This window comes from Methylobacterium sp. J-118 (genome assembly GCF_057836565.1).
Window position 1 is genome coordinate 2,669,516 of sequence record NZ_JBYQFA010000001.1, and the last position, 25,407, is coordinate 2,694,922.

The window sequence follows — 25,407 nt, forward strand, 5'->3', positions numbered from 1 at the left end:
AGGCCCTACGCCCGCGCCTCGGCGCCCTGCAGGACGGCCCGGATCCGCGGCAGGGCGGCCCGGGCGGCCCGGTGCCCGAGGGCGATGCCCTCGGCGGCGCGGTGGAAGTCGAACAGGCCGAACCCGGCCACGTCCGGGCCGATGGCCACATCCGGCGGGTCGCGCTCCAGCCGCGCGCGCGAGATCCGGTCCTGGGTGATGTTGAAGGCGTCGAGCACCACCCGGGCGAGGCCCGGCACGGCGATCTCCGGCTCCGCGCTCTGGAAGCCCGGCAACCGCTCGCGCAGGGTCTGCAGGAAGCCGCGGCGGAGCGGATGCTGCGGCGCCTCGCGCACCACCGGGCCGCCGGTGTCGCCGTTGAGATTGACGCAGATCACCAGATCGGCGCCGAGCGCCCGCGCCAGGGCCACCGGCACCGGATTGACCAGCGTCCCGTCCATCAGCACCCGGCCCTCGTGGGTCACCGGGGGGAACAGGCCGGGAATCGCGTAGGAGGCGCGCACCGCGTCCACCGCCGGACCTTCGGTCAGGCTGACCTCCCGGCCGCTGCCGTACTCGGTGGCGACGCAGCCGAAGCGGATCGGCAGGTTCTCGATGCGGCGCTCGCCGAGGTCGGCGCGGAGCCGCTGGCGCAGGCGATTGCCGGCGATCAGGCCGGAGCCCGGCAGCCGCGGATCGATCAGACCGACCACGCGGCGCCGGGTCAGCGCCCGGGCGAAGGCCTCCAGCCGGTCCAGGCGCCCGGCTGCGTAGCAGGCGCCCACCACCGCCCCGATCGAGCAGCCCGCCACCACGGTCGGGTGGATGCCCGCTTCCTCGAGGGCGCGGAGCACGCCGATATGGGCCCAGCCCCGGGCCGAGCCGCCGCCCAGGGCCAGCCCGATCCGCGGGCCCGCCCTGGGCAGGGGCCGGATCGGCTCGACCGCGCCGGGCAGAAAGGACGTGACGGCGGGACAGTCTTGCCACCCGGTCGCGGCAAGGCTCGCGCTCATATCCCGGCGCTCTCCAGGGTGACGCCGCCGTCCGGCTTCCGGACGACGCCACGGTAGAAGCAGTCCCGCCGGCCGGTATGGCAGCAGCCGCCGTCGCCGCCGACCGCGACCCGGATCAGCAGGGCGTCCTGGTCGCAATCGACCCGCATCTCGACGACGCGCTGGATCTGGCCGCTGGTGGCGCCCTTGTGCCAGAGTTCCCGCCGGGAGCGCGACCAGTACCAGGCCTCCCCGGTCTCCAGGGTGCGCGCCAGCGATTCGGCGTTCATGTGGGCGAGCATCAGTACCCGGCCGTCCCCGGCGTCGACGGCGATGCAGGTGATCAGCCCGTCCCGGTCGAAGCGGGGCATGAAGGCCGTGCCCTCCTCGACCTCGGCGCGGGAGCCGGGGGGATCGAAGGCGATGTCGCGCGCGGTCATGGGGCGGGGGCGGGGACCTCTGGTTCGCGGGTCCTATAGGCTACTTGGCGCCGCCGCGCACCAGGGTCAGGAAGCGCACCTGCTCGTTGGCGTCGCCCTTGAACACGCCGCGGAACTGGCTGGTGATGGTCGAGACCCCGGCCTTCTGGACGCCGCGCATCGCCATGCACAGGTGCTCGGCCTCCACCATCACGGCGACGCCGCGGGGCTTGAGGATGCTCTCGATCACGTCGGCGATCTGGGCCGTCATGGTCTCCTGCGTCTGCAGGCGCCGGGCGAAGGTGTCGACCACCCGGGCGAGCTTCGACAGGCCGACCACGCCCCGGGTCGGGTAATAGGCGATGTGGGCCAGCCCCATGAACGGCACCATGTGGTGCTCGCAATGGGAGTGGAACGGGATGTCGCGCACCAGCACGATGTCCGAGTAGCCCTCGACCTCCTCGAAGACCCGTTCCAGGAGCTTCTCGGCATCGACCCCGTAGCCGCCGAACAGCTGCTCGTAGGCCTTAGTCACCCGGGCCGGGGTGTCGCGCAGCCCCTCGCGGGCCGGATCGTCGCCGGCCCAGCGCAGCAGCGTGCGCACGGCGGCCTCGGCCTCGGCGCGGCTCGGGCGGCCGGTCTCGATCCCGTCCGGGACGCGGGTGGCGGAGGCCGGTTCGGGGGCGACCTCGGCGGGACGCCCGTCATCCACCGGCCGGTTGTCGTTGCGCATGCCGTTCAGCCCTTGCCCGTCGAGCCCGCCCCGGTCGAAGCCCGGAGCGTCGCCCTGGTAGGACAGGGATTTGAGCGCGGCATCCATGGCATCTCCGGCCCGCGCGACGCGGGACTTCATCGGGGTGCTGTCGGGCTTGGCGTACATCGTCGGATCGCGTCGGGCGTTCGAGGGAAGATCCCGGGCTCGAAAAGGTTTCAAGCCGGCGCCCCGGGCGGTTCAGAAGCTGTGGGAATCACCGTGGCCGTGGGCGCGACCCTGGTCGACGGTCCGCCTCCTCGCGAAGCGTCCGTCCGGCGCCTATATCATCGTTCGCGGGGCAACGCGCAATGCGCGATGCACGCGGCAGCGTCCCGATGGGATATGCGCTTCCGGCCGAGGACCCGATGCTCGACGACATCTACAATCGCCGTATCCTGGAACTGGCCGCCGACATCCCGCGGCTCGGCCGGCTGGACCACCCCGAGGCCAGCGCCACCGCGCATTCCCGCCTGTGCGGCTCGACCGTGACGGTGGATCTCGTGCTCGGTGAGGACGGGCGGGTCGCGGATTTCGCCCAGGAGGTCCGGGCCTGCGCCCTCGGGCAGGCCTCCTCGTCGCTGATGGGCCGGCACGTGGTCGGCGCCAGCGCGGAGGAGCTGCGCGCGGTCCGCGCGACCATGCGGGCGATGCTCAAGGAGAACGGCCCGGCCCCCGGCGGGGCCTGGGCGGATCTCGCGGTGCTGGAGCCCGTACGGGAGTTCAAGGCGCGCCACGCCTCGACGCTGCTGACCTTCGACGCGGTGGTGGACGCCCTCGACCAGATCGCCGCCAAGCGGCAGGCCGCGTGACGGCATGGTCCGGCGCACCGCGCATTGGGCGATCCGCATCTACCAGCTCACCCTGTCGAGCCTGATCGGCCGCCAGTGCCGCCACTGGCCGAGCTGCTCCGACTACGCCGATACGGCCATCGCCCGGCACGGGCTCTGGCCGGGGGGCTGGATGGGCTTCGCCCGGATCTGCCGCTGCGGGCCGTTCGGCACCCACGGCATCGACCTCGTGCCGGAGCGGCTGCCCGCGGGGGCCGCCTGGTACCGCCCCTGGGCCTATGCCCGCTGGCGCGGCGTCGAGGCGCCGCCCGCGCCCTTCGCCTGCGAGACGGTGAGTGAGGCGCCGCGGACGGAGACGGGCTGAGACCGCTGAGTTCGCGTTTTGTTTCACGTGAAACAGGGCGCCGCACCGCCGTGGACCCGGGATGACGGGGTGGCTGACGCGGGGGAGGGCGGGCGCATGGCAGCTCTGGACAGCCAAGATCCTTCGACCCGGCCGGGGATCAAAACGCGAGGTGTGACTCCGGTAGCCCGCACGGGAGAGGGGGGCGGGTCGCGCCGTGTTCGGGCCGATGTGGGACCACCACGGCCCGCGGCGGGAACCGGGAATGCAAACGGCCGGTCATCGGGCGGTGCTTCGGCGAAACTGCGTTCCGCGATCCCGCAAGGACCACCCGGCGTTCACCGGCGTCGCCTCTCGGGGCCCGCCCTCAGCGTGCGCCGCCCGTGTGGTTCCGGTGCGGGTGGGGCAGGGTGCCGGTGACCAGATCGTCCGTGGTCCCGTGGGACGGACCGGCGCGGAACGCAGGCCCGCGGTCGTTCATGAGGTTCGGGACGGCCGCACGCCCCTCAAGGCCGCCCGGCGCGGTGGTGGCGGGGATCCCGGCGGGGGCCGTATAGCTCTGCGCGAGCGCTGCGGTGGAGAGGGTGAAGCCGAGAACGGCTCCGAGAACGATGCGGGTGGTCATGGCGCAGGATCCGATGGCGAAGGTGCCGGGCATGGGCCGGCCGCTTTCCATGGAATCGGAACTGTGCAGCGCTGCCGAAAATAACAACACACCCTGTTCGCTATTTGTGCGCTTGCGCACGAGGCGGTGCCCGCTCCGGAGGCCGGCGCCGCAGGCGGAGGGTCGAAGGATCGGCGAAGTCCCTGATGCCGCAGCCTTTTAGCCGGGCTGTCGAAGGCTCTCGGCACGGCCGGCCTGCTGGCACGGTTCTTTCGCCAATCCCCCCTCCCGCTCGGCCCGATCGATCGCCGATGCCGCGCTTGTCGAAGGCCGCCTCAGCCCGTCCGGCGGATCGTCGCCTCGATCTGGCCGTGCGGTTCGTCCGTGGGCAGGAACACGGTCCCCGGATTCGCCCGGCCGAAGGGCTGCAGGTTGACCGGGATGTAATGCTTGTTCGGCATCGCGAAGCCGATCGTGTCGATCTCCGGCACGGCGGCCAAAGCCGCCTCGCCCATCCGGTACATGCTGTCCTGGACGCTGGCGCTGTAGGTGGTGCCGAACACCGCGATCAGGACCGACAGGATTTCGGCGTTGGCGGCGGCATAGTCGATCGGCTTGCCGGCCCAGGTCCAGGTCGCGTCCATGCTGGTGGCGGCGATGCGGTCGGTCGTGTCGGGAAGCGTCCGGTAGGTGTCGTCGACGAAGTCGGCCCAGCCCGATTGCGTGGTCTTCATGACGGTGAATCCGCGCAGGCCCGAGCGCAGCACCGACCCGCCCCGGTTCGCCACGAGGCCGACATAGCCGAAGCCGTTGCCGTCGAGGACGAAGGTATGGCCGTGCGGGGCGCCCCCGATCTCCTGGCGCAGCCAGCGCGTCTCCGTGGCCTCGATCGCGACCTCCTCCACCTGGGGGTAGGTGTCGAGGAAGACCTTGGCCACGGCCTCGGCGAAGGCCTCCTTGTCGAGCGCGAGGTTCTCCGCCGCGGTGACGTTGACGATGTTCTTCACGCTGTCGGTGGCCACGCAGGCCCGGTTGTCGCCCGCGGTCCAGGCGGCGTCGAACCCCCCCGTCATCAGGACCGTGAGTGTCAGTTCGCGCGGGGTGTGGTGGTCGCCGTCGCGGGTCAGGCGCATCACCCGCACCCGGCTTTTGCCGTATCGCGATGCCGTCAGGGCCATGGGGATCTCCGGAATGGGGCCGAAGGCCTATCTCAATGCGCCTCCGCGGTCTTGGCTTGGCGGATGGCGGCCGCGCGGGCTTCCTCCGTGCTGCCGAGCCCGTTGAAGAACAGGTTCAGGAGCACCGCCGAGAGCGCGCAGAGCAGGATGCCGGATTCGAGCAGCGGATGCAGCGCCTGGGGCATCTGCCGGAAGAAGCCCGGCGCCACCAGGGGAATCATTCCGAAGCCCACCGAGACCGCGACCACGAACAGGTTGTTGCGGTTGCTGGCGAAATCGACGGCGCCGAGGATGCGCGTGCCGGTCGCCCCGACCATGCCGAACATCACCAGCCCCGCGCCCCCGAGGACGCATTGCGGCACGGCCTCGACCAGGGCGGCGAGCTTGGGAACCAGCCCGAGGCCCAGCATGATGATCCCGCCGATCACCGCCACGGAGCGCGTGCGCACGCCGGTGACCCCGACGAGGCCGATATTCTGCGAGAACGCGGTGTACGGGAAGGTGTTGAAGATGCCGCCGATCACCGTGCCGAGGCCGTCGCCGCGCAGGCCCCGGGTCAGGCGCGCCGCGTCGATCGGATCGGCGCAGATCTCGCTGAGCGCGAGGAACATGCCGGTCGACTCGATCATCACGACGATCATCACGATGCTCAGCGTCACCACCGAGACCGGCTCGAAGCTCGGCCAGCCGAAGGCGAAGGGGCGGACCACGTCGAACCACGGCGCGCTGGCCACGTGGCCGAAGTCGACCAGCCCGAACATGCCGGCCACGACCATGCCGAGGACGATGCCGATCAGCACCGAGGCCGCGTTGACGAAGCCGGTGCCGTATCGGGTGATCGCCAGGATGACGCAGAGGACGAAGGCCGCGATCGCCAGGTAGACCGGCGCCCCGTAGGCCGGGTTGCCGACCCCGCCGGCCGCCCAGTTCACGCCGACCCGCATCAGCGAGATGCCGATCACCAGGATGATGGTGCCCGTCACCACCGGCGGGAACAGCGGCAGCAGCCGCCCGATCAGCGGCGCGACGAGGAGCGCGAACAGGCCCGCGGCGATCACCGCGCCGTAGATGCCGGTGAGCCCGATCGCGGGATTGCTCCCCATGGCGATCATCGGCGTGACCGCCGCGAAGGTGACGCCCATCATCACCGGCATGCGCACGCCGATCCCGGGCAGGCCCCAGCTCTGGACCAGGGTGGCGAGGCCGCCGGCGAACAGGTCGGCGCTGACCAGCATCGCCACCTGTTCCGGCGCCAGCTTCAGCGCCCGCCCGACGATCAGCGGCACCGCCACCGCGCCCGCATACATCACCAGCACGTGCTGGAGGCCGAGGAGCCCGAGGGCGAGGGGGCCGACCCCGCCCACCGGGGCGGTGGCCGGCCCGAGCGCGACGGTACCCGAGGCTGCGGAAGGCTCTGACCGGACGGCGCTCGACATCGCGGAGACTCCCCCGAGGCGTTACGGGCCGGCAGCCGGAGCGCGGCCCGATGCGCCACGAGGGCGGAGGCGCAAGCCATATGCCACCCCCGCGTCCCGGCCCCGCCCTGGCCATCGCTCCCGCGGGCCGGCCGATTCCCGAGCGCCGGCGCTTGGCCCGGTGCCTGCGTCGCGGCCGCACGGGACCGGGGCGGTGCGAGCGCGATGACGTTTTCCCTCGCAGATCTCGACGGCCTCCCGGAACCCGACTTCATCGCGGCGCTGGGCGCGGTCTTCGAGCATGCGCCGTGGGTCGCCCGGGCCGCCGCTGATCGGCGGACGCCCGGTCCCGATCGCGGTCTACGAGCTTCGCTTCGCCCTCGGCGACTATCACCGCCGGCTCGGTCTCGCCCTGCCGCGGCCGGCCTTACTTAACGTCGTGCCCCTGCGCTTCGGTGTGGCGGAGCCGGAGGCGCATTACCACGTGCCGCTGGCCGCGACCCCGTGGAGCTTCCAAACCTACCGGGGGAGCTGAGCCCGCGGCACGGGGTTGGCCGCGACGCCGGCGAGATGTCAGGCTCAGGCGGGAAGCGGATCTTCCGCCCGGGCGCCGGATTCGAGGGCGGCCTGCGCGGTCGCGGCGTCCGCCGTCGCCATTTTCACCTCTTTCATAGGCATCCGCGCCACCGGCGCTGAAACGGCGGAACCAGCCCGCAGCTGCGCCATTCGTCCCGATTGCAGGATGCAGCGGGCGCGAGGCGACCATGCGAACGAAGACGACCCTGACTTTGGCGCTCTGCGGACTTCTCGGCGCCGCCGGCGCCGCCGCGGCGCAATCCTACACTGCGCCGGCCGGGCGCGATCCATCCACCGCACCGGGCGGCACGGAGGGCATCGCCGGACCGCGCAACGAGGCCGAATCGATCCGGTCGGGTGATGCCGTGGCGGTGCCGCCGAGCCGCGGCGGGGTCGCCGTCGAGGAGCCCGCCGGGCCGCCGCCCGGCACTTACGGGTCCCCCGCGAGCCGCTGACGGCGCCGATCCCGATCCCGATCCGCGTCCGGCGGTCCGCGGCTCCCTACTGGGGCAGCGTGTCGTCGATGCCCTTCACGTACCAGTTCATGCCGAGGATCATCGGGTCGGGGGCGGTCTCGCCGTCCTTGACCGCGACGGTCCCGTCCTTCTTCGTCACCGGACCGGCGAAGGGATGAACCGTGCCGGCGGCGATCGCCTTCACGGTGTCCTCGGCCATGGCCTTCACGTCGGCGGGCATGTTGGTGAACGGGGCGAGCACGACCAGGCCGTCCTTGATCCCGCCCCAGGTGTCGTGGCTCTTCCAGGAGCCGTCGCGCACGGCCTTGGCCTCGCCGATCACGTAGCCGCTCCAGTCGTCGACGATCGCGGTGAGCTGCGCCTTCGGGGCGAAGCGGTACTGGTCGGAGGATTGCCCGAAGGCGAGCTTGCCCTGCTTCTCGGCCTCCTGCAGCGGGGCGGCGGAATCGGTGTGCTGGGTCAGGATGTCGGCGCCCTGCGCCAGCAGGGCCTTGGCGGCCTCGGCCTCCTTGCCCGGGTCGAACCACGTGTTCACCCAGACGATCTTCACCTTCACGTTCGGGTTGACCGACTGCGCGCCGAGCATGAAGGCGTTGATGCCGCTCACCACCTCGGGGATCGGGAAGGACGCGATGTAGCCGACCGTCCCGGTCTTCGACAGCCTGGCGGCGATCTTCCCGCAGACGTAACGACCCTCGTAGAACCGGGCCGAGTAGGTCGAGACGTTGGCCGCGCGCTTGTAGCCGGTGGCGTGCTCGAACTTCACCGCGGGGAATTTCCTGGCGACCTTCAGGGTCGGCTCCATGAAGCCGAACGACGTGGTGAAGATCAGGCCCACCCCCGAGCGCGCGAGCTTCTCGATCGCCCGCTCGCTGTCGGCCTCGGGCACGTTCTCCAGGAAGGTGGTCTCGACCGTGTCGGGCATGGCCTCGGCCAGGGCCTTGCGGCTGAGGTCGTGCTGGAACGAGTAGCCGTAATCGGCCACGGGCCCGACATAGACGAAGCCCACCTTGAGCTTGTCCGCGGCCCGCGCCGGGCCGAGCAGGAGCAGGAGCGCACCGAGGCCGGCGCAGATGGAATGTCGCATGGTCGCTCGTGTCCTCTCCGGTGGACGGCACCGCTAGCGGTGCGGGGTGAAGTCGCGCCCCAGGGCGGCGGGGGCGAGCGATCCGCCCTGCCGCCGCCCGAGGGACAGCAGGACGAGGGCGACGATCGTCGCGAGGTAGGGAAGCGCCGAGAGTAGCTGTCCGGGCAGGCCGATGCCCGCCGCCTGGGCATGGAGCTGCAGCACCGTGGCGCCCCCGAACAGGATCGCCCCGGCCACCAGCCGCGCCGGCCGCCACGAGGCGAAGACGACGAGCGCCAGGGCGATCCAGCCGCGGCCCGCGGTCATCGCCGGGGCCCAGAACGGGGTGTAGGCCAGCGACAGGTAGGATCCGGCGAGCCCGGCACAGGCGCCCCCGAACAGCACGGCCAGGAAGCGCAGCTTGCGCACCGGCAGGCCGAGGGCGTGGGTGGCGGTGTGGTCGTCGCCGATCGCGCGCAGGATCAGGCCGGCCCGCGTCCGCCACAGGAACCACGAGACGGCGCAGGTCAGGGCCAGGCCCGCGTACACGAAGGCGTCCTGGCCGAACAGGAGCAGGCCGACCCCCGGCAGGTCGCTCAGGCCGGGGATGTCGAGATGGGGTGCGGGATCCCGCTTCAGGCCGACATACCGGGCGCCGACGAGTCCCGACAGGCCGAGGCCGAGGATCGTGAGCGCGAGACCCGAGGCGACCTGGTTGGCCGCGAGCCCGACGGTCAGCAGCCCGAACAGGGCCGCCAGGCCCAATCCGGCGCCGGCGCCGGCCAGGGCGCCCAGGAGGGTCGAGCCGGTCTCGACCGCGGCGGCGAAGCCGACGGCCGCCCCGCAGATCATCATGCCCTCGACCCCGAGGTTGAGCACGCCCGCGCGCTCGACCACCAGTTCGCCGATCGCGGCGATGATCAGCGGGGTCGCCGCCGTCAGCACCGTGACCAGGATCATCTGGACCATGTCGAGGCTCATCGGGCCCCTCCCGGGACGAGGCGGACCGTGAAGCGGGTGAGGACGTCCGCCCCCAGGACGAAGGCGAGCAGCACGCCCTGGAAGGCCCGCGTCAGGTCGAGGGGAAGCCGGAGGTCGATCTGCGCGCCCTCACCGCCGATCGTCGTCAGCGCGATCACCAGGGCGGCGACGAGGATGCCCGGGGGCGAGAGCCGGCCGAGGAAGGCGACGATGATCGCCGTGAAGCCGTAGCCCGGCGAGATCGTCGGCTGGAGCTGCCCGATCTGGCCCGCGACTTCCGCGATCCCCGCGAGCCCCGCCGCCCCGCCCGAGACCGCGAAGGCGGCGAGCGTCAGGCGGGCCTCGCTGAAGCCGGCGAACCGGGCGGCGCGGGGGCTCGCCCCGACGACCCGCACCTCGAACCCGAACAGGGTCCGCCCGAGGACGATCGTGGCCAGCACGACGGAAGCGAAGGCGACGAGCACGCCGGCATGCAGGGTTTCCCCCTCCATCAGGTAGGGCAGGCGCGCGGCGGCATCGAAGGGGACGCTCTGCGGGAAGTTGTATCCCGCCGGATCGCGCAACGGGCCCCGGGCCATGTAGTCGAGGAGCAGTTCCGCGACGTAGACCAGCATCAGGCTGGTCAGGATCTCGGAGACGCCGAGCCGCACCTTCAGCACGGCCGGGATCATCGCGTAGGCGATGCCGGCGAGGGTGCCGGCGGCGAGCATCGTCGGCAGGATCCAGAAGGTGAAGCCCGCGCTGCCCTGGGTGGCGAGGGCGACGCAGCCGCCGGCGAGGCCACCGACCACGAACTGGCCCTCGGCACCGATATTCCACAGGTTCGCCCGGTAGCAGAAGGCCAAGCCCGTCGCGATCAGGGCGAGCGGCGCGGCCTTCACGGCGATCTCCTGCAGGGACCACAGTTCGGACAGCGGCGCGATGAAGTAGGCCGCGAAGGCCGCCGCCGGCGAGACTCCAAGCAGGGCGACGGCCACGCCGCCGAGCAGCACCGAGGCGAGGAAGGCCAGGGCCGGCGCGAGGAGGGCGGCGAGCGGCGCGCGGCCGGGGCGCGGCACGAGGTCAAGGCGCATGGCTACGTCGCTTGGTTACGTCGCATGGGAATCTCCTTCGCGGCTGCGGCCCGCCGGTGTGCCCGTGTGGCCGCCCGGGGGCGGGCCGCCGGAGCCGCCCATCAGCAGTCCCACCGCCTCGCGGGAGGTCTCGGCGCGCGCCACCGCCCGCGACAGGGTGCCGGCCTGGAGGACCGCGATGGACCCGGCGATCGCGAAGAGTTCGTCGAGATCCTGACTGATCATCAGGATGGCGCTCCCGCGCGCGGCGAGGTCGATCAGCGCCTGGCGGATGCGCGCGGCCGCCGCCGCATCGACGCCCCAGGTCGGCTGATCGACGACGAGCACCCCGGGCTCGCCCAGGATCTCGCGGCCGACCACGAACTTCTGCAGGTTGCCCCCCGACAGGGTGCCGGCGGCCGGGTCCGGGCCGGCCTTGCGCACATCGAACGCCGCGATCACCCGGGCCGCCAGCGCCCGGGCCGCGCCCCGGCGCACGAGTCCGAAGCGCGTCAGCGACGCGGTGGCGTACCGGGAGAGCACGACGTTCTCCGAGAGGCTCAGGCCGGGCGCCGCGGCATGGCCGTTGCGCTCCTCGGGCACGAAGGCGGCCCCGAGACGCCGCCGCGCGTTGATGTCGAGGCGGCCGGCGGGCGTCCCGTCGATGCGGACGGCGCCGGCCTCCGGCGCCCGGGCCTCCCCCGAGAGCGCCGCGAACAATTCGGACTGGCCGTTGCCCGCGATCCCGGCGATGCCGAGGATCTCGCCGCCGCGGACTTTGAGCGAGATGTCGCGCAGGCCGGTGGCGTGCAGGCCGGGGGCGGGCAGCGACAGCCGGTCGAGGCGCAGGCGCTCGGGTCCCGCCGGCGCCGACCGTGCGGGGGCGGCCTCCCGCGTCAGCGCGCGCACCGGCGCGCCGACCATCAGGGCGGCGAGGGAGCCGGCACTCTCCGCACGCGGATCGCAGGCGCCGACGACCCGGCCGCCGCGCAGGATCGTGGCGCGGGCGCAGAGGCGGCGCACCTCGTCGAGCCGGTGCGAGATGTAGAGCAGCGCCCGGCCCTCGTCCCGCAGGCGCTCCAGCACCGTGAACAGCATTTCGGCTTCGCCGGGGGTGAGCACCGAGGTCGGCTCGTCGAGGATGACGAGCTTCGGATCCTGGAGCAGGCAGCGCACGATCTCGATGCGCTGACGCTCCCCCGCCGACAGCGACCAGACCGGCCGATCCAGGTCGAGATGCAAGCCGTAGGTCCGACCGAGGGCCGCGATCCGGTCGGCGAGCGCCCTGCGGCCGAGGCCCTTGCCCATCACGAGGGCGATGTTCTCGGCGACCGTCAGATTCGCGCACAGGGAAAAGTGCTGGAACACCATGCCGATGCCGAGCCGGCGGGCGGCCTCGGGGTTCCTGAGCCGGACCACCTCGCCCCGATGCGTCACGACGCCCGCCGTCGGCTCCAGGAGGCCGTAGAGGATCTTCATCAGCGTGGATTTCCCGGCCCCGTTCTCGCCGAGCAGGGCATGGATCTCGCCGGCCCGGATCTCGAGGTCGATGCGGTCGTTGGCCGTGAAGGCGCCGAAGCGCTTCACGATGCCGTAGGCGCCGAACAGCGGCCTCGGATCGCCCGGGGCGGGCATCGGCTCAGTCGCCGCGATCGTCATCCAGACCCTCCGCGATGCCGGGACAGCGCCTCAGAGGACGTGGAAGGCGAAGCCCGCCAGGAAGCTCTTCTCCTCGGTCCCCTTGAAGGTCGCGGTCTCCAGGTTGCCGAACTTGTTCAGCCAGTACTGGAAGCCGATGAAGACATCGACCCTGTTCGGCTGGTCGTAGATCAGCTTGCCGAGATCCAGCACGAGGTTCGTGCGCGAGAGAAACTCGAGACCGCGCGGCGGATTGTACGAAAAGTCCGCGACGTTGCGCACGCCGCGGCCCTTGGGCAGAACGATGTTGTTGAACCCGGTCAGGCTGAGCGGCAGCCCGGTGAACGTCAGCGGGAAGTTGTAGACGAGCTCGAATTCCGGAACGGCGTCGAAGCTCTGGTCGCGATCCGGCTGGAGGTTGAAGCCGTTGCGGTTCCACTCCTTGTAGACGTGCGTGCTGAGATTGAGGAAGCCCGCCGCGACGTCGAAGGAGAAATTCAAGCCGCCGACGATATCGCGCTTCTTCGAGCCGAACGCGTCGTTCTGTGCATTGGCGTCGAACCCGAAGGCGAGGGACACGTCCTTGACGAGCCCGGGAATCGTGAACGCCCTGGTGCCGGTGAGCGCGTTCAGGCTGAGGGTGCCGCGGTACAGGCCGTAGGCTTCGGTATTGCCGTTCTCGAAGAAGGCCGGCGCGGCGACGCTGCCCGGCGGGTTGGTGGTGCCCGCCGGGAACTGCGAGCCCGATTTCAGGATGTCGAGGGAGAAGAAGTTGGTGCCGTAGGCCCAGGCATCGGCATGCGCGATGTTGAGGATCTGCTTGGGCGCCTCCCGGGAGACGAAGCTGCCGTCCGCCCGCTGGATCTGGACGCCGGGCGAGACCGTCGGGAACTGGTAGCGATAGCTGACCTGCGTGTCGGCGAAGAGGAAGAACGGCCCATCGGCCACGGCGGCAGCCTCGGGTGCCTTGGCCGTCTTGCCGGCTTCAAGGTCTGCCGCATGCGCGGCCCCGAACATCAGGGCTGGCAACAAGGCAGCCGCGATCCCGCGCCTGAACATCGTCTCGGTCCCCCGGCTTCGCAAAGCATCGGACGAGCGGCCGCAACCGATATGCCATCGCTCCGGTCCAGAGCGCGGCCGGCCGCACGCGTTATAAAAGTGCAACAGATGCCGGACCCGCGGAGGCGACCCGCTGCGCTATCCCGCGCCGGAATCCGGGACCTGAACCGGAGTTCCTGCACGTCCCGTGGGTCTTCGTCCTGGCGCGGCGCTTGCTTCGACTTGGCTCTAGTTCACAGGGACGATCATGCGCCGGTTGTATCTCGGGCTCGCCCTTCTCGTTGCTATCCCGGGTGCGGCAGGCGCGCAAAGCTACACCGCCCCCGCGCCGACCGACGTGCCGTCCTCCGGCACCCGGGAACTGAGCAAGGCTGACCGCAAGACCGCCTGCACGCAGGAGGCGGACCGGCGCAACATGCGCGGCCTGCCGCGCCAGCAATACCGCGCCGCCTGCCGCGGCCGCGCGATCCCGAAGCGGATCCGGTCTTGAAAGGCAGGTTCCCGGCGTCGCGCAGCTTGCAGCGGTCGAGCGGGACTTTGTCTCAGGCCGGCAACCTCGCGATCGCGTGGGACGACATCTGAAGGTGCGCGCCGAGCGGGCCTCCCGCGGGACGCCCCATTCCGGGGCCGCGGACCGACGACGGTCTGACTGCGAGCCCGGGCCACCGATCGGAGGCAGGCTAGAACTTCTGTCCGTCAGGCCGGCGGTAGGTCGTCTGTATCGCGATTCAGAGATCTTTGGAATGCCCGGCCCCGCGACTCTGGTCTAGTTTGCGACGCGAGATCAAACGCTCGCGGTCGCAACGATCGTCCCGACACGATCCCATCCGATCTTCCCTCGGCCGTCGCGCACGGAAGACTTCGGAGGCCGAGGATCGGTGTCTGGGGTGTTCGATGAATGGCCGTCCCATCCGCTCTGGACTGCGGGGATCCCCCGACGGGGTCCCGCGAGGTCGAACGCCGTCATGGAGTCCCGCGCCATCCTCCACCCACAGGCCGGCCTCGTCCGTTCGCCCCGGCGGCCGCGCCGGAGACGCCGTGTCCTGGCGGCCGCGCTGCTGCTCGCCCTCGGCGCCGCGCCGGCCCTCGCCCGGGTGCGGATCGGGGTCACGCCCGGATCCCTGGCCAATTCCATCCACGTCGCGGCGGCGGAGGCCAAGGCACGCAAGCTCGATGTGCAGGTGGTCGAATTCACCGATTGGACGACGCCCAATCTCGCCCTCGCCAACGGCGATCTCGACGTGAACTACTTCCAGCACCAGGCCTTCCTCGACAACGCCGTCGCAGAGACCGGCTTTCCGCTCAGGAGCGTCGCCCTCGGCATCGTGCCCAATATCGGCCTGTACTCGGAGCGGCATGCGAGCCTCGCCGCCCTGCCGGACGGGGCCACGGTGGCGGTGGCGAACGATCCGGTGAACCAGGGCCGGGGGCTCGCGCTCCTCGAATCCGCCGGGCTCATCACGCTCACGAACGGGGCCGGCACGAAGGCGACGCTCGACGACGTGGTCGCCAATCCGAAACAACTCAGATTCGTCGAGATCGCGGGGCCGCAACTGGTCCGCGCGGTCTCGGATGTCGATCTCGCGCAGGGGTATCCGGGCCACTACGTCAATGCCGGTCGCGCAGACTTCGCCGGCCAGGCCCTGATCTATTCCGGCATCGGCGACCGCGCCTACGCCATTCGGTTCGTGACCCGGGCCGACCGCGCCGACGATCCCGAGATCGCGCAATTCGTGGCGATCTATCAGACCTCGCCGGCCGTGCGGGCGCGGATCGACGCGTCCTTCGCCCACAACCCGAGCCTCTACGCCCTGCCCTGGCTGCCCGAAGCCGCCCCATCCCAGAGTTCGACCCGATGAGAGTCCCGCGTCTCCTTGCCGCCGCCCTCCTGTCGCTCGGCGCGATGGCCGCCCGGGCCGAGACCCTCACGGTCGGTGTGGTCCCGGGCGCCTATGCCGATGCGGTCAACGTCGCCGCAGACGAGGCCAAGTCCCAGGGCATCACCGTCAAGGTCATCGAGTTCAGCGACTGGACGACGCCGAACGTCGCGCTCGACGCGGGCGATATCGATCTGAACTTCTTCCAGCACCGCCCCTTCATGGAGAATGCCGAGCGGCAGAAGGGCTACAAATTCGCGATCGTCGGGCTCGGGATCCTGCAGAATCTCGGGCTCTATTCCCTGAAGCACACGAGCTTCGCGGCGATCCCGGTGGGCGGCACGGTGGCGATCGCCAACGATCCGGTGAACCAGGGCCGCGGCCTGCTGCTGCTCCAGAAGGCCGGGCTGATCAAGCTCAAGGACCAGGTCGGCTTCCTCGGCACGCTCGATGACATCACCGAGAACCCGAGGAAGCTCCGGTTCACCGAGGTCGAGGGCCCCCAGCTCGCGCGCATCACCGGCGATGTCGATCTGGCGCAGGGCTATCCGCACTTCATCGTCGCCGCCGGCAGCTTCGATCCGACCAGCGGCCTCATCTATACGGGCATCGAGGACAAGCTCTTCGCGGTGAGCTTCGTCACCAAGGCGGCGCGCAAGGAAGACCCGACCATCGCCAGGTTCGTGCGGATCTTCCAGACTTCGGAGGCGGTGAAGCGGCAGATCCACAAATCCTTCGCCAACAGCGACAAGCTCTACGTGCTGGCGTGGCAGAACTGATGGCCGGCCTCACGTTCGACAGCCTCCGCGACCCCGCCCGCTGGATCGCCCGGGACCGGCCCGGCGCATCCGCCGCGCCCGCCCTCGTGTCGGCGATCGCGACCCGGGCGGCCGGCACCGTGCGGTTCGAGGCGGTGTCCAAGACCTACCTGTCCGCCGCCGGCCCGGTCCAGGCCCTCGATCGGGTCGACCTCGACGTGCCCGCGGGCGCGATCCTCGGAATCATCGGCCGGTCGGGGGCCGGCAAGTCGAGCCTGCTGCGCACGGTCAACCGGCTGGAGGCGCCGACCTCCGGCCGCGTTCTGGTCGACGGCCAGCCGGTCGCGGCGCTGGACACGGACGGGCTGGTCGCCCTGCGCCGCCGCGTCGGCATGATCTTCCAGCATTTCAACCTGCTCTCGGCCAAGACGGTGCACGGGAACGTGGCGCTGCCGCTCAAGGCGGCCGGCCTGCCGAAGCCGGAGATCGCCGCGCGGGTCCAGGAGGCGCTGCGCCTGGTCGGGCTCGAGGGCAAGGCGGAGACCTATCCGTCGCGCCTCTCCGGCGGCCAGAAGCAGCGCGTGGGCATCGCCCGCGCCCTCGTCAGCCGCCCGGACATCCTGCTCTGCGACGAGGCGACCTCCGCGCTCGACCCGGAAACGACCCTGACGATCCTGAACCTGCTCCGCGACATCAACCGCCGGCTCGGGATCACCATCATCCTGATCACCCACGAGATGAGCGTGATCCGGGAGATCTGCAGCGACGTGGTGGTGCTGGAAAAGGGCCGGGTCGTCGAGACGGGGCCGGTCTGGCGGGTGTTCGGCGGCCCCGAACATCCCACGACCCGGGCCCTCCTTGAACCCCTGAGCCGGGGCCTGCCGGCGGATCTGGCGCCCCGGCTCCGGCCGCACTTCACCCCCGGTGCCGCGACGGTCCTGGCGGTCACCTGTGCCGGGCCGGCCGGCCCCGATCTGTCGGCCCTCGTGGCGGCCGCCGGCGGACCCGTCCGGCTGCTCCAGGCCGGCATCGAGCGGATCCAGGGCCACGCGGTCGGCCGGATGCTGATCGCCCTCGATGCGGCGGGGCCGGACGCGGAGGATCGATTGCGCGCCCTCGGAGGAACCGTGGAGAGGATTGGCTATGTCACCGCAGATGATTGATCGCCTCGGGCAGGCCTGTCTCGACACGCTCGTCATGGTCGGTGTCTCGGCCGGGATCGCGGTGCTGGCCGGCATCCCGCTGGCGCTGTTCCTGGTCACCTCGGAGCCCGGCGGCATCCTCCCGGCGCCGAAGGCCAACCGGGTGGTCGGGACGATCGTCAACGGCTTCCGCGCCGTGCCCTTCATCGTCCTGCTGGTGGCGCTGATCCCGTTCACCCGGTTGGTGACGGGCACCACCATCGGCATCTGGGCGGCGATCGTCCCGCTCTCGGTGAGCGCCACGCCGTTCTTCGCGCGGATCGCCGAGGTCTCGCTGCGGGAGGTCGATGGCGGGCTGATCGAGGCGGCGCAGTCCATCGGCTGCCGGCGCCGGCATATCCTGCTCCACGTGCTCCTGCCCGAGGCCCTGCCGGGCATCCTGGGCGGCTTCACCATCACCCTGGTCGCGATGATCGGCGCTTCTGCCATGGCCGGGGCGGTCGGCGCCGGCGGCCTCGGCGATGTCGCGATCCGGTACGGCTACCAGCGCTTCGACACCACCGTGATGGCGGCGGTGATCGCGGTGCTGGTCGCGCTGGTCTGCCTGGTGCAGTTCGCGGGCGACCGCGCGGTCCGGCGCCTGCGCGCCCGCTGATCGTCCCGCATCCGGGCGCGCCACCCGCGGCGGCTGTCGCGCGCCCCCCCCGTTCCGTTCGAGGTGATCCGCGCATGACCCTGCACCGTGCCGACGGTTTCGAGGACCGGCGCCCGCTGCCGCCGACCCGCCCGCACCGGATCCGTTCGGACGCGGAGGCGATCGCGATCGCCCGGACCATCGCGCGGCGCTTCGCCGACGGGGCCGCGGACCGCGACCGCGACCGGCGCCTGCCCTGGGCGGAGATCGAGGCGTTCACGGCGAGCGGCCTGGGCGGCATCACCGTGCCGCGGGCCTATGGCGGCGCCGATGTCGCGCACACGACCCTGGCCGCGGTGTTCGCCATCCTGGCCGCCGCCGACGGCTCGGCCGCCCAGATCCCGCAGAGCCAGTTCGGCGTTCTCGCGCTGGTGCGGGCGGCGGCGAGCCCCGAGCAGCAGGCCCGGATCTACGGCGCCGTGCTCGACGGTCACCGGATCGGCAATGCCGGGCCGTCCCGCAACGGCAGGGCGATCATCCAGGTGGAGACGCGGCTGGCGCCCGGGCCGGCGGGGAGCCGCCTCACCGGCCGGCGCTTCTATTCCACCGGCGCCCTGTTCGCCCATTGGATCCCGACCCGCGCCGTGGCCCCGGACGGCCGGCCGCTCCTGGTCTGGGCACGCCGCGACGCCCCGGGGGTGCGGGTCGTGGACGATTGGCAGGGTTTTGGGCAGCGCACCACGGCCAGCGGCACGGTGGCGTTCGCGGACGCGCCGATCGAGGACGGCCTGACCCTCGACCTCACGCCCCTGGCCGAGCGGCCGGCCCTGTTCGGACCGGTCTCCCAGCTCGTGCAGGCGGCGATCGATGCCGGGATCGCCCGGGGTGCGACCGAAGCCGCCCTGGACTTCCTGCGGACCCGGACACGGCCCTTTCCGTTCACCGCCGAGAGCGTGGCCGAGGATCCGCACATTCTCGGGGAGGTCGGGCGGCTGGCGGTCGACCTGCACGCCGCCGAGGCGGTGCTCGCCCGCGCCGGCCGGACGCTGGACCGCATCGCCGCCGCCCCCGTCACCGCGCAGAGTTCGGCCGAGGCCTCCGTCGCCGTCGCCGAGGCCAAGATCCTCACCACCGAAGTCGCCCTCGAGGCCTCCGAGCGCCTGCTGGAACTCGCCGGCGCCGCGGCGACCCGCGCGGGCGACAATCTCGGCCGCTTCTGGCGCGATGCGCGGGTGCACACGCTGCACGATCCGGTGCGCTGGAAGTATCACCTGCTGGGCGATTACACCCTGAACGGCGCGCTGCCCGCCCGGCACCAGTGGAACTGAGGGCCATGCCGCTTCAGGCGCACGAATCCGCCTTCACCCGGCTGCCCGAGCCGCCGCGCCGGGTGCCAATCCTCGCCGACGATGCCGCCGCCCTCGCGGCCGCCCGGGCGCTGGCCGAGGACCTGGCCGTCGATGCCGCCACCCGCGACCTCGACCGGACGCTACCCTTCGCGGAGATCGAGCGCTTCACCGGGACCGGCCTCTGGGCGATCACGGTGCCCCGGGACTACGGCGGCCCCGGGGTGAGCGCCGCCACGGTGGCGCAGGTGATCGCGATCATCGCGGCGGCGGACGGGTCGATCGGCCAGATTCCGCAGAACCACTTTTACGCCCTGGAGGTGCTCCGCAACGGCGGCACCGCGGCGCAGAAGCGGGACCTCTACGGGCGGGTCCTGGCCGGCGAGCGGTTCGGCAACGCGCTTGCCGAGATCGGCCCGCGGGACCATACCCGCCGCACGCGGCTCGTGCGCGATCCGTCCGGCTGGTTCGTGGAGGGGCGCAAATACTACTGCACCGGCTCGCTGTTCGCCCACCGCATCCCCACGATGGTCAATGCCGAGGAGGAGGGCAGGGCGGTCGCCTATCTGGTGTTCATCCCCCGGGACGCCCCCGGCGTGACGCTGGTCGACGATTGGGACGGGTTCGGCCAGCGGCTCACCGGCTCGGGCTCGGTCGTGTTCGACCGCGTTCGGGTGGAGCCGGACTGGGTGGTGCCGTTCCAGGCCTCGATGGACCGCCCCACCGCCATCGGCCCCTTCGCGCAGATCCTGCACGCCGGGATCGATCTCGGCATCGGCCAGGGCGCCTTCGCGGCGACGCTGCCCTTTGTCAGGGATCGGGCCCGGCCCTGGATCGATGCCGGCGTCGCCCGTGCCAGCGAGGATCCGCTGACCCTCCACGCGCTCGGCGACGTGCGGGTGCGGCTCGCCGCCGCCGATGCCCTGCTGGAGCGGGCCGGCCGCTTCGTCGATGCCGCGCAGGCCGAACCCGACGCGGACAGCGTCGCGGCGGCCTCCGTGGCGGTGGCGGAGGCCCGGGCCGCGAGCCACCGGGCCGGTCTGCGCGCCGCCAACACGCTGCTCGAACTCGGCGGCACCTCCGCCACCGACCGGGCCGAGGCGCTGGACCGCTACTGGCGCAACGTCCGCACCCACACCCTGCACGATCCGGTGCGGTGGAAATACCATTGGATCGGCGCCTACCACCTCGACGGCCGGCTGCCGCCCCGGCACGGAGCCCTCTGATGGCCGCCAGAAAGCAGATCCGGCTGAACGCGTTCACCATGAACTGCGTCGGCCACATCAACCACGGCCTGTGGACCCATCCGCGCGACCGATCCTCGGAGTACAACACCCTGCGGTACTGGACCGACCAGGCGAAGCTGCTGGAGCGCGGCCTGTTCGACGGCCTGTTCATCGCCGACATCAGCGGCGTCTACGACATCTACGGCGGCGGCATCGCCGTCACAGCCCGGGAGGCGGTGCAACTCCCGGTCAACGATCCGAGCCTGCTGGTGCCCGCCATGGCGGCGGTGACCGCGCATCTCGGCTTCGGCGTGACGGTCAACGTCCATACCGAGGCGCCCTACACCTTCGCCCGGCGCCTCTCGACCCTCGATCACCTGACCGGCGGCCGGATCGGCTGGAACATCGTCACCGGCTATCTCGACAGCGCCCATCGCGGCCAGAGCGGCGGCAGTCTGCCCGCCCATGACCGGCGCTACGACTACGCCGACGAGTATCTCGAAGTGCTCTACAAGCTCTGGGAGGGCAGCTGGGACGACGCGGCCGTGCGCCGGGACCGGGAGGCCCGGGTGTTCAGCGATCCGGCCCATATCCGGCCGGTCTCGCACCACGGCGAGTTCTTCGATGTCGAGGGCTATCACCTGTCCGAGCCGTCGGTGCAGCGGACCCCGGTCCTCTACCAGGCGGGCGCCTCGGGCCGCGGTCGGGCCTTCGCGGGGCGCCATGCCGAATGCGTGTTCATCTCCGCCCGCGACCGGGGCGCCGCCCGGGAGGCCGTGCGCGCGCTCCGGGCCGAGGCGGTGGCGGCGGGGCGCCGGCCGGACGACATTAAGGTGTTCGTCGGCCTCGCGGTCATCCCGGGCCGGAGCCGGGCCGAGGCCGCGGAGAAACGCGCCGAGTACCGGCGCTACGCCAACCCGGAGGCGGGCCTGGCGCATTTCTCCGCGTCCACGGGGATCGATTTCGCGCGCTACGGCCTCGACGAGCCGATCCCCTACGGCCCGGGCAACGCCATCCAGTCCGCCACCGCGGCCGCCGCCAAGCGCGGCCTGACCAAGCGCGACCTCCTGGGGGAGCTGGATCTCGGCGGGCGCTACGCGGTGCTGGCGGGCGACGCGGTGTCGATCGCCGACGAGCTTCAGGCCTGGATCGAGGAGGGCGAGGTCGACGGGTTCAACCTCAGCCGCATCGTCGCCCCGGAGAGCTTCTCCGACTTCATCGACATCGTGATCCCGGAATTGCAGGATCGGGGGCTCTACAAGACCGCGTATGCGGACGGGTCGTACCGGAACAAGCTGTTCGGGGAGGGCGACCGGCTGCCCGAACGCCACCCCGCCCAGACCGCTCGCCGCCGGGCCGTCGGCCGCGGGTGAGCCGGAGGGCGGGTTCAGGCCCCGGCCGGACCGCATCTTATGCTCCGGGATGGGCCTTCGGCGAACAACCTGCGCTGCAGGTTATCGCCGATTTGGCAGCACATTCTCGGCATCGGCATCTAGATTGACGGTGTCGACGCGAAGTCGACGCAGCGCCGAATGAGGTGTGCCGTGGTCGCCAGCAAGGATCGGATCGCCCTGACGACTGTGCCGTGTCTGCCGTGTTGCCGCGTCCAGGAGGCGGAGAGCGCACGACATCAGGCACGGAAGGCGACCAGCGATGCAGACCTATGAGACGACCCGGAACACCCGATCTGACTTGAGCGCCGCGCAGGCCGAACCGGCCGCGTCCCTCGGCCGAACCCTGTACCGGAGCGTCCGCTCCCATCCCGCCTACGAACGCGCCGCCCTCGCGACCGCCTTCGATGACGGCCTGATGCCCGACGAGGTGGCCCGGATCCTCGCCGGCCGCCGGGTGGCGGAGGCCTTTCCGGTCCGCCGGGGCGAGAGCCCGGAGGATTACGCGTCCCGGGCCGTCGCCGAGATGTTCGTCGCCTACCTCCAGTAGACGCGCCGCGGCCGGCCGCGCCGGCAATCCCGCTCCCGAACGATGGAAACCTGTCATGTCGGTCATCCCCCGCGGGTGGCGGCGCCGGACGGGGAGGGCGGCTTGCGTCCTCGCCCTGGCGCTCGCCGCCGGCCCGGTTGTCGCCGGGCCCCTGTCGACGAATCGCCGCGCGTCCGCCGCGACGGACGGGCCGGAGATCCCGGCCCGGCTCACGGTCGGACCGGATGGCCGGGACCTGCGCCTCGCCGGCGACCTCACGGAGGGCGTGGCCGCGCGGGTCGCCGAGATCCTCGCCGCGCACCCGCAGATCGCGCGCCTCCACCTCACCAGCGACGGCGGGCTGGTCGAGGAGGGCGCGGCGATCGGGGCGCTCGTGGCGGCGCGCGGGCTCGCCACCTACGTGCCCGATGCCTGCGCCTCGGCCTGCACGCTGATCTTCGTCCGCGGGCGGGCGCGCTCCCTCGCGGTCGGCGGCCGGCTCGGCTTCCACGCGCCCCACGAGATCGGCGCCCATGGCCGGATGCACCCGGTCGATTCCGCGCCGGAGCGGGCGGCCTACCGCGCCGCCGGCCTGCCGCGGGCCTTCGTGGCGCGGGCCCTGGCGGTGCCCCCGGCCGGGATCTGGATGCCCGCGGCGGCGGAACTCCGCGCGGCCGGCGTCGTGACCGAGGTCGTCGGCCCCGACCGCTTCCCCGATTCGACCCTCGACGCGGATCCGAGCGAGGCCGGGGCCCGCGCGGCGATCCTGCGGGCCCTGCCGATCCTGCGGCAGGCCGGGGCGGCGGGACTCGATCCCATCGCCCGGTGGTACCGGGACAGCTACGCGGCCGGGCGGCCGGAGGCGGAGGCGCGGGCGGGCCTGAGCCGGCTGGCCGGCGCCTATCTGCGGCGGCGCTTCCGGGCGGCCGACGACGGGGTCGTCCGGGCGCTGGGGCGCCGGGTGCTGGCGATGATGCGGATCACCGGCACGCGGGGCGCGGCCACCTGCACGGCGCTCCTGGCCGGCGATCTCGTGACGCTCGACGCGCGGCTCCGCGCCGAGGGACCCTCCGGGTTCGGGCTGGCGCCGCTCCTCGCCCGGACGCAGGGGGCGCTGCCGGGCCAAGGGGCGCTGCCGGGCCAAGGGGCGGCCCCGGGCCAAGGGGTGGTCCCCGCCACGATCCCGGCGGTCACGAGCCCGGGTGTCATGGTTCCGAGCGTCGCCCGATCGCAGGATTGCGAGGCCCGGATCGCCGATGCGACGCGCGCCCTCGCGCTGCCGCCCCCCGAATCGGCGGCGCGGCTGCGGTCCCTGTTCCTCGCCGAGCCGCAGCAGGCGCTCGCCAACGCCGCGGGGCCGTAGCGTCCCGCGCCGTGGACGGGCATACCGCAACGCGCAGTCGAGACAGCGCGCCCGGGGGTTCTCCCTCAGTGCCGACGTGGCGGCGGGGTGCGCGGCCGGTCCGGCCGGGCACGGGGTTTCGGGCGCTGGATGTGTGAAAGGGTCGAGATGGGTGGGGACGCTGCGATACCGGCCGCAACCGAGCCGGTGTCCTCGAAACACGGGGGCGGGTGGAACGAGTTGTGGCGCAAGGAGGATTGGTGGGCCGTCTGGGTCGGCCTGGCCACCGTGCTGATCGCCTACGCGGCGTTCGCCCAGGGAACCAGCATCGGCTGGATCGCCGCGGCGCCGGCCAAATGGTCGACGCTGGATCAACTCCGGGCGCAGCTTGCGGCCGATGCCGTCCGCTACGCCGTCCAGTTCGTGGTTTTCGCCGCCGTCTTCACGATCGCCCTCGCCGTCATCGGCCTGCGCCCGGGGGCCTTCCTGGCCTCCTTCGTACTGGTCTATCTCCTGTCCTTCGCGATCTTCACCCTCGGCGCCTGGGACAAGGCGCAGACCTACAACCTCGAACCGCCGCTGATCGCCCTCTTCATCGGGCTGGTGATCGCCAACACGACCGGCCTGCCGGCCGCCCTGTCGGCGGCGTTCCGCGTCGAGTTCTACGTGAAGCTCGGCATCGTCCTGCTCGGCGCGACGCTGCCGTTCACGCTGATCCTCTGGGCGGGCCCGGTGGCGATCCTGCAGGCGTCGATCGTCTCGATCCTGACCTTCCTGGTCATCTTCTTCGTGGCGCGCAGGCTCGGCCTCGACCATCGGCTGGCCGCGACGCTGGGGGCCGGCGGCGCGGTCTGCGGCGTCTCGGCGGCGATCGCCGTCGCCGGGGCCGTGCGCGCCCGCAAGGAGGATCCGCCGATCGCGATCACGCTCGTCGTGCTCTGGGCGATCGTGCTGATCTTCCTGCTGCCGCTGGTGTCCCGGGCTCTGGGCCTCCCGGCCGGGGTCGGGGGGGCGTGGATCGGCACCTCGGAATTCGCCGATGCGGCGGGCTTCGCCGCGGCGCAGGCCTATGGCGGCCTCGCCGGTCCGGCGACGGGCATCGCCGGCACGGCCGATCAGGCTGTCTGGGCCTATACGCTGATCAAGGTGGTCGGGCGCGATGTCTGGATCGGCATCTGGGCCCTCGTCCTGTCGATCATCTCGGTGACCTACTGGGAGCGCGAGGGCACGACAGGCCCGGTGGAGGTCGGCCAGATCTGGTGGCGCTTCCCGAAATTCGTGGTCGGGTTCCTGATCGCCTCGCTCCTGGTCACCGCCGTGACGCGGGGGATCTCGTTCGCGGATTACAACGCGCGGGTGAAGCCGGCCCTGATCGCCCCCATCACCAGCCTGCGGATCTGGGCCTTCACGTTCAGCTTCCTGTCGATCGGGCTGACGACGCGCTTCCGCGACTTCGCCCCGGCGGGCGGGCGGCCGGCGATCGCCTTCACGGCCGGCGTCGCGGTGAACCTCGTCGTCGGCTTCGTGATGTCGGTCCTGGTCTTCGGCACCTACTGGGCGGAGCTGGCGAAGTGAGCGCCCCCCGCTGGCGGCGCACAGTGGCCGGCCTGCGCTGGGCCGCGCGCGAGGGGCGCCGCTGCGGGACCTGCGTGCATTTCGAGACCGATCCGCACAGGCTGGAGCGCCTGTTCGGCAACCTCGCCGCCATGAGCTCGGCCTTCGCCTCCGTGAAGAGCAGCGACGGTCTGTGCCGCCATCGGGGCTTGTATCTTCCGGCTGGCGAATCCTGCGCCGATCACGCGGCGTGAGGACGAAGCCCTGACGCCCGCCGTCGCGCCCCGT

27 protein-coding genes are annotated in these 25,407 nt (G+C 71.9%); 16 read left to right on the forward strand and 11 right to left on the reverse strand.

Annotated features, from left to right (window positions below):
• Positions 1-5: 5 nt before the first annotated feature.
• Genes AC3IF3_RS12825 through folE form a run of 3 tightly spaced genes read right to left on the reverse strand, consistent with a single transcriptional unit; the run spans position 6 to position 2,123 of the window.
• Positions 6-992, reverse strand: coding sequence for a patatin-like phospholipase family protein (locus tag AC3IF3_RS12825; RefSeq protein WP_489229059.1), 987 nt, complete (start codon positions 990-992; stop codon positions 6-8).
• The gene (hisI, locus tag AC3IF3_RS12830) at positions 989-1,411 is read right to left on the reverse strand and encodes a phosphoribosyl-AMP cyclohydrolase (protein WP_489216220.1); all 423 of its coding nucleotides are present in this window, start codon (positions 1,409-1,411) and stop codon (positions 989-991) included. The genes AC3IF3_RS12825 and hisI overlap by 4 nt, the downstream gene beginning before the upstream one ends.
• A 40-nt stretch (positions 1,412-1,451) precedes the next feature.
• Positions 1,452-2,123: a GTP cyclohydrolase I FolE gene (gene folE, locus AC3IF3_RS12835; protein WP_489220320.1), complete on the reverse strand. Its 672-nt coding sequence runs from the start codon at positions 2,121-2,123 to the stop codon at positions 1,452-1,454.
• A gap of 386 nt (positions 2,124-2,509) precedes the next feature.
• Here folE and AC3IF3_RS12840 point away from each other — a divergent pair, with 386 nt between their 5' ends.
• Both AC3IF3_RS12840 and yidD read left to right on the forward strand, forming a co-directional pair.
• On the forward strand, positions 2,510-2,953 hold the full coding sequence (locus AC3IF3_RS12840) for an iron-sulfur cluster assembly scaffold protein (RefSeq protein WP_489229060.1): 444 nt from the start codon (positions 2,510-2,512) through the stop codon (positions 2,951-2,953).
• Positions 2,954-2,957: 4 nt separating this feature from the next.
• Positions 2,958-3,296: a membrane protein insertion efficiency factor YidD gene (gene yidD / locus AC3IF3_RS12845; protein ID WP_489229061.1), complete on the forward strand. Its 339-nt coding sequence runs from the start codon at positions 2,958-2,960 to the stop codon at positions 3,294-3,296.
• Positions 3,297-3,642: 346 nt separating this feature from the next.
• Here the strand turns inward: yidD and AC3IF3_RS12850 are convergent, their stop codons facing one another.
• The 3 genes from AC3IF3_RS12850 to AC3IF3_RS12860 form a co-directional block, all read right to left on the reverse strand.
• On the reverse strand, positions 3,643-3,900 hold the full coding sequence (locus AC3IF3_RS12850) for a hypothetical protein (RefSeq protein WP_489229063.1): 258 nt from the start codon (positions 3,898-3,900) through the stop codon (positions 3,643-3,645).
• Between the two features lie 314 nt (positions 3,901-4,214).
• Positions 4,215-5,057 (reverse strand): factor-independent urate hydroxylase, encoded by an 843-nt coding sequence (gene pucL, locus AC3IF3_RS12855; RefSeq protein ID WP_489229064.1) that lies wholly within the window; start codon positions 5,055-5,057, stop codon positions 4,215-4,217.
• Between the two features lie 32 nt (positions 5,058-5,089).
• A complete protein-coding gene (locus AC3IF3_RS12860; RefSeq protein ID WP_489216228.1) occupies positions 5,090-6,493 on the reverse strand; it encodes a nucleobase:cation symporter-2 family protein in 1,404 nt (467 codons plus the stop codon).
• 280 nt (positions 6,494-6,773) lie between these two features.
• Between AC3IF3_RS12860 and AC3IF3_RS12865 the strand changes: the two genes are divergently transcribed.
• Positions 6,774-7,007 carry a hydroxyisourate hydrolase gene (locus AC3IF3_RS12865; protein ID WP_489216230.1) on the forward strand — a complete coding sequence of 78 codons (234 nt, stop codon included), beginning with the start codon at positions 6,774-6,776 and terminating at the stop codon, positions 7,005-7,007.
• 229 nt (positions 7,008-7,236) lie between these two features.
• On the forward strand, positions 7,237-7,503 hold the full coding sequence (locus AC3IF3_RS12870) for a hypothetical protein (RefSeq protein WP_489216232.1): 267 nt from the start codon (positions 7,237-7,239) through the stop codon (positions 7,501-7,503).
• A gap of 46 nt (positions 7,504-7,549) precedes the next feature.
• Here the strand turns inward: AC3IF3_RS12870 and AC3IF3_RS12875 are convergent, their stop codons facing one another.
• From AC3IF3_RS12875 to AC3IF3_RS12895, 5 genes are read right to left on the reverse strand one after another with little or no spacing between them, the layout of a single operon-like run.
• A complete protein-coding gene (locus AC3IF3_RS12875) occupies positions 7,550-8,611 on the reverse strand; it encodes a BMP family ABC transporter substrate-binding protein (RefSeq protein WP_489216234.1) in 1,062 nt (353 codons plus the stop codon).
• Between the two features lie 33 nt (positions 8,612-8,644).
• On the reverse strand, positions 8,645-9,571 hold the full coding sequence (locus tag AC3IF3_RS12880; protein ID WP_489229066.1) for an ABC transporter permease: 927 nt from the start codon (positions 9,569-9,571) through the stop codon (positions 8,645-8,647).
• Positions 9,568-10,644, reverse strand: a complete 1,077-nt coding sequence (locus tag AC3IF3_RS12885; RefSeq protein WP_489229068.1) for an ABC transporter permease — start codon at positions 10,642-10,644, stop codon at positions 9,568-9,570. Before AC3IF3_RS12885 ends, AC3IF3_RS12880 begins: the two co-directional genes overlap by 4 nt.
• A 15-nt stretch (positions 10,645-10,659) precedes the next feature.
• Positions 10,660-12,258, reverse strand: coding sequence for an ABC transporter ATP-binding protein (locus AC3IF3_RS12890; protein WP_489231292.1), 1,599 nt, complete (start codon positions 12,256-12,258; stop codon positions 10,660-10,662).
• Positions 12,259-12,312: 54 nt separating this feature from the next.
• A complete protein-coding gene (locus tag AC3IF3_RS12895) occupies positions 12,313-13,320 on the reverse strand; it encodes a hypothetical protein (RefSeq protein ID WP_489229069.1) in 1,008 nt (335 codons plus the stop codon).
• Positions 13,321-13,567: 247 nt separating this feature from the next.
• Between AC3IF3_RS12895 and AC3IF3_RS12900 the strand changes: the two genes are divergently transcribed.
• The 12 genes from AC3IF3_RS12900 (at position 13,568) to AC3IF3_RS12955 (ending at position 25,373) form a co-directional block, all read left to right on the forward strand.
• Complete coding sequence (locus AC3IF3_RS12900) at positions 13,568-13,810, forward strand: hypothetical protein (protein ID WP_489229070.1); 243 nt, start codon at positions 13,568-13,570, stop codon at positions 13,808-13,810.
• A 475-nt stretch (positions 13,811-14,285) separates the two neighbouring features.
• Positions 14,286-15,179, forward strand: coding sequence for a MetQ/NlpA family ABC transporter substrate-binding protein (locus AC3IF3_RS12905; protein ID WP_489229072.1), 894 nt, complete (start codon positions 14,286-14,288; stop codon positions 15,177-15,179).
• Complete coding sequence (locus tag AC3IF3_RS12910) at positions 15,176-15,976, forward strand: MetQ/NlpA family ABC transporter substrate-binding protein (RefSeq protein ID WP_489229073.1); 801 nt, start codon at positions 15,176-15,178, stop codon at positions 15,974-15,976. The genes AC3IF3_RS12905 and AC3IF3_RS12910 overlap by 4 nt, the downstream gene beginning before the upstream one ends.
• Positions 15,976-17,118: a methionine ABC transporter ATP-binding protein gene (locus AC3IF3_RS12915; protein WP_243971822.1), complete on the forward strand. Its 1,143-nt coding sequence runs from the start codon at positions 15,976-15,978 to the stop codon at positions 17,116-17,118. The genes AC3IF3_RS12910 and AC3IF3_RS12915 overlap by 1 nt, the downstream gene beginning before the upstream one ends.
• Entirely contained in the window at positions 17,099-17,752 is a 654-nt protein-coding gene (locus tag AC3IF3_RS12920) for a methionine ABC transporter permease (protein WP_489229075.1), read from the forward strand. Before AC3IF3_RS12915 ends, AC3IF3_RS12920 begins: the two co-directional genes overlap by 20 nt.
• A gap of 74 nt (positions 17,753-17,826) precedes the next feature.
• Positions 17,827-19,059: an SfnB family sulfur acquisition oxidoreductase gene (locus AC3IF3_RS12925; protein WP_489229076.1), complete on the forward strand. Its 1,233-nt coding sequence runs from the start codon at positions 17,827-17,829 to the stop codon at positions 19,057-19,059.
• Between the two features lie 5 nt (positions 19,060-19,064).
• Positions 19,065-20,303, forward strand: a complete 1,239-nt coding sequence (locus tag AC3IF3_RS12930) for an SfnB family sulfur acquisition oxidoreductase (protein WP_243971816.1) — start codon at positions 19,065-19,067, stop codon at positions 20,301-20,303.
• Positions 20,303-21,676 carry an LLM class flavin-dependent oxidoreductase gene (locus AC3IF3_RS12935; protein ID WP_489229078.1) on the forward strand — a complete coding sequence of 458 codons (1,374 nt, stop codon included), beginning with the start codon at positions 20,303-20,305 and terminating at the stop codon, positions 21,674-21,676. Before AC3IF3_RS12930 ends, AC3IF3_RS12935 begins: the two co-directional genes overlap by 1 nt.
• Positions 21,677-21,956: 280 nt before the next feature.
• A complete protein-coding gene (locus AC3IF3_RS12940; protein ID WP_243971814.1) occupies positions 21,957-22,244 on the forward strand; it encodes a hypothetical protein in 288 nt (95 codons plus the stop codon).
• A 55-nt stretch (positions 22,245-22,299) separates the two neighbouring features.
• Positions 22,300-23,586 carry a hypothetical protein gene (locus AC3IF3_RS12945; protein ID WP_489229079.1) on the forward strand — a complete coding sequence of 429 codons (1,287 nt, stop codon included), beginning with the start codon at positions 22,300-22,302 and terminating at the stop codon, positions 23,584-23,586.
• Positions 23,587-23,772: 186 nt separating this feature from the next.
• A complete protein-coding gene (locus AC3IF3_RS12950) occupies positions 23,773-25,140 on the forward strand; it encodes a YeiH family protein (protein WP_489229081.1) in 1,368 nt (455 codons plus the stop codon).
• Positions 25,137-25,373 carry a hypothetical protein gene (locus AC3IF3_RS12955; protein WP_489216260.1) on the forward strand — a complete coding sequence of 79 codons (237 nt, stop codon included), beginning with the start codon at positions 25,137-25,139 and terminating at the stop codon, positions 25,371-25,373. Before AC3IF3_RS12950 ends, AC3IF3_RS12955 begins: the two co-directional genes overlap by 4 nt.
• The last annotated feature ends 34 nt before the right edge of the window (positions 25,374-25,407 follow it).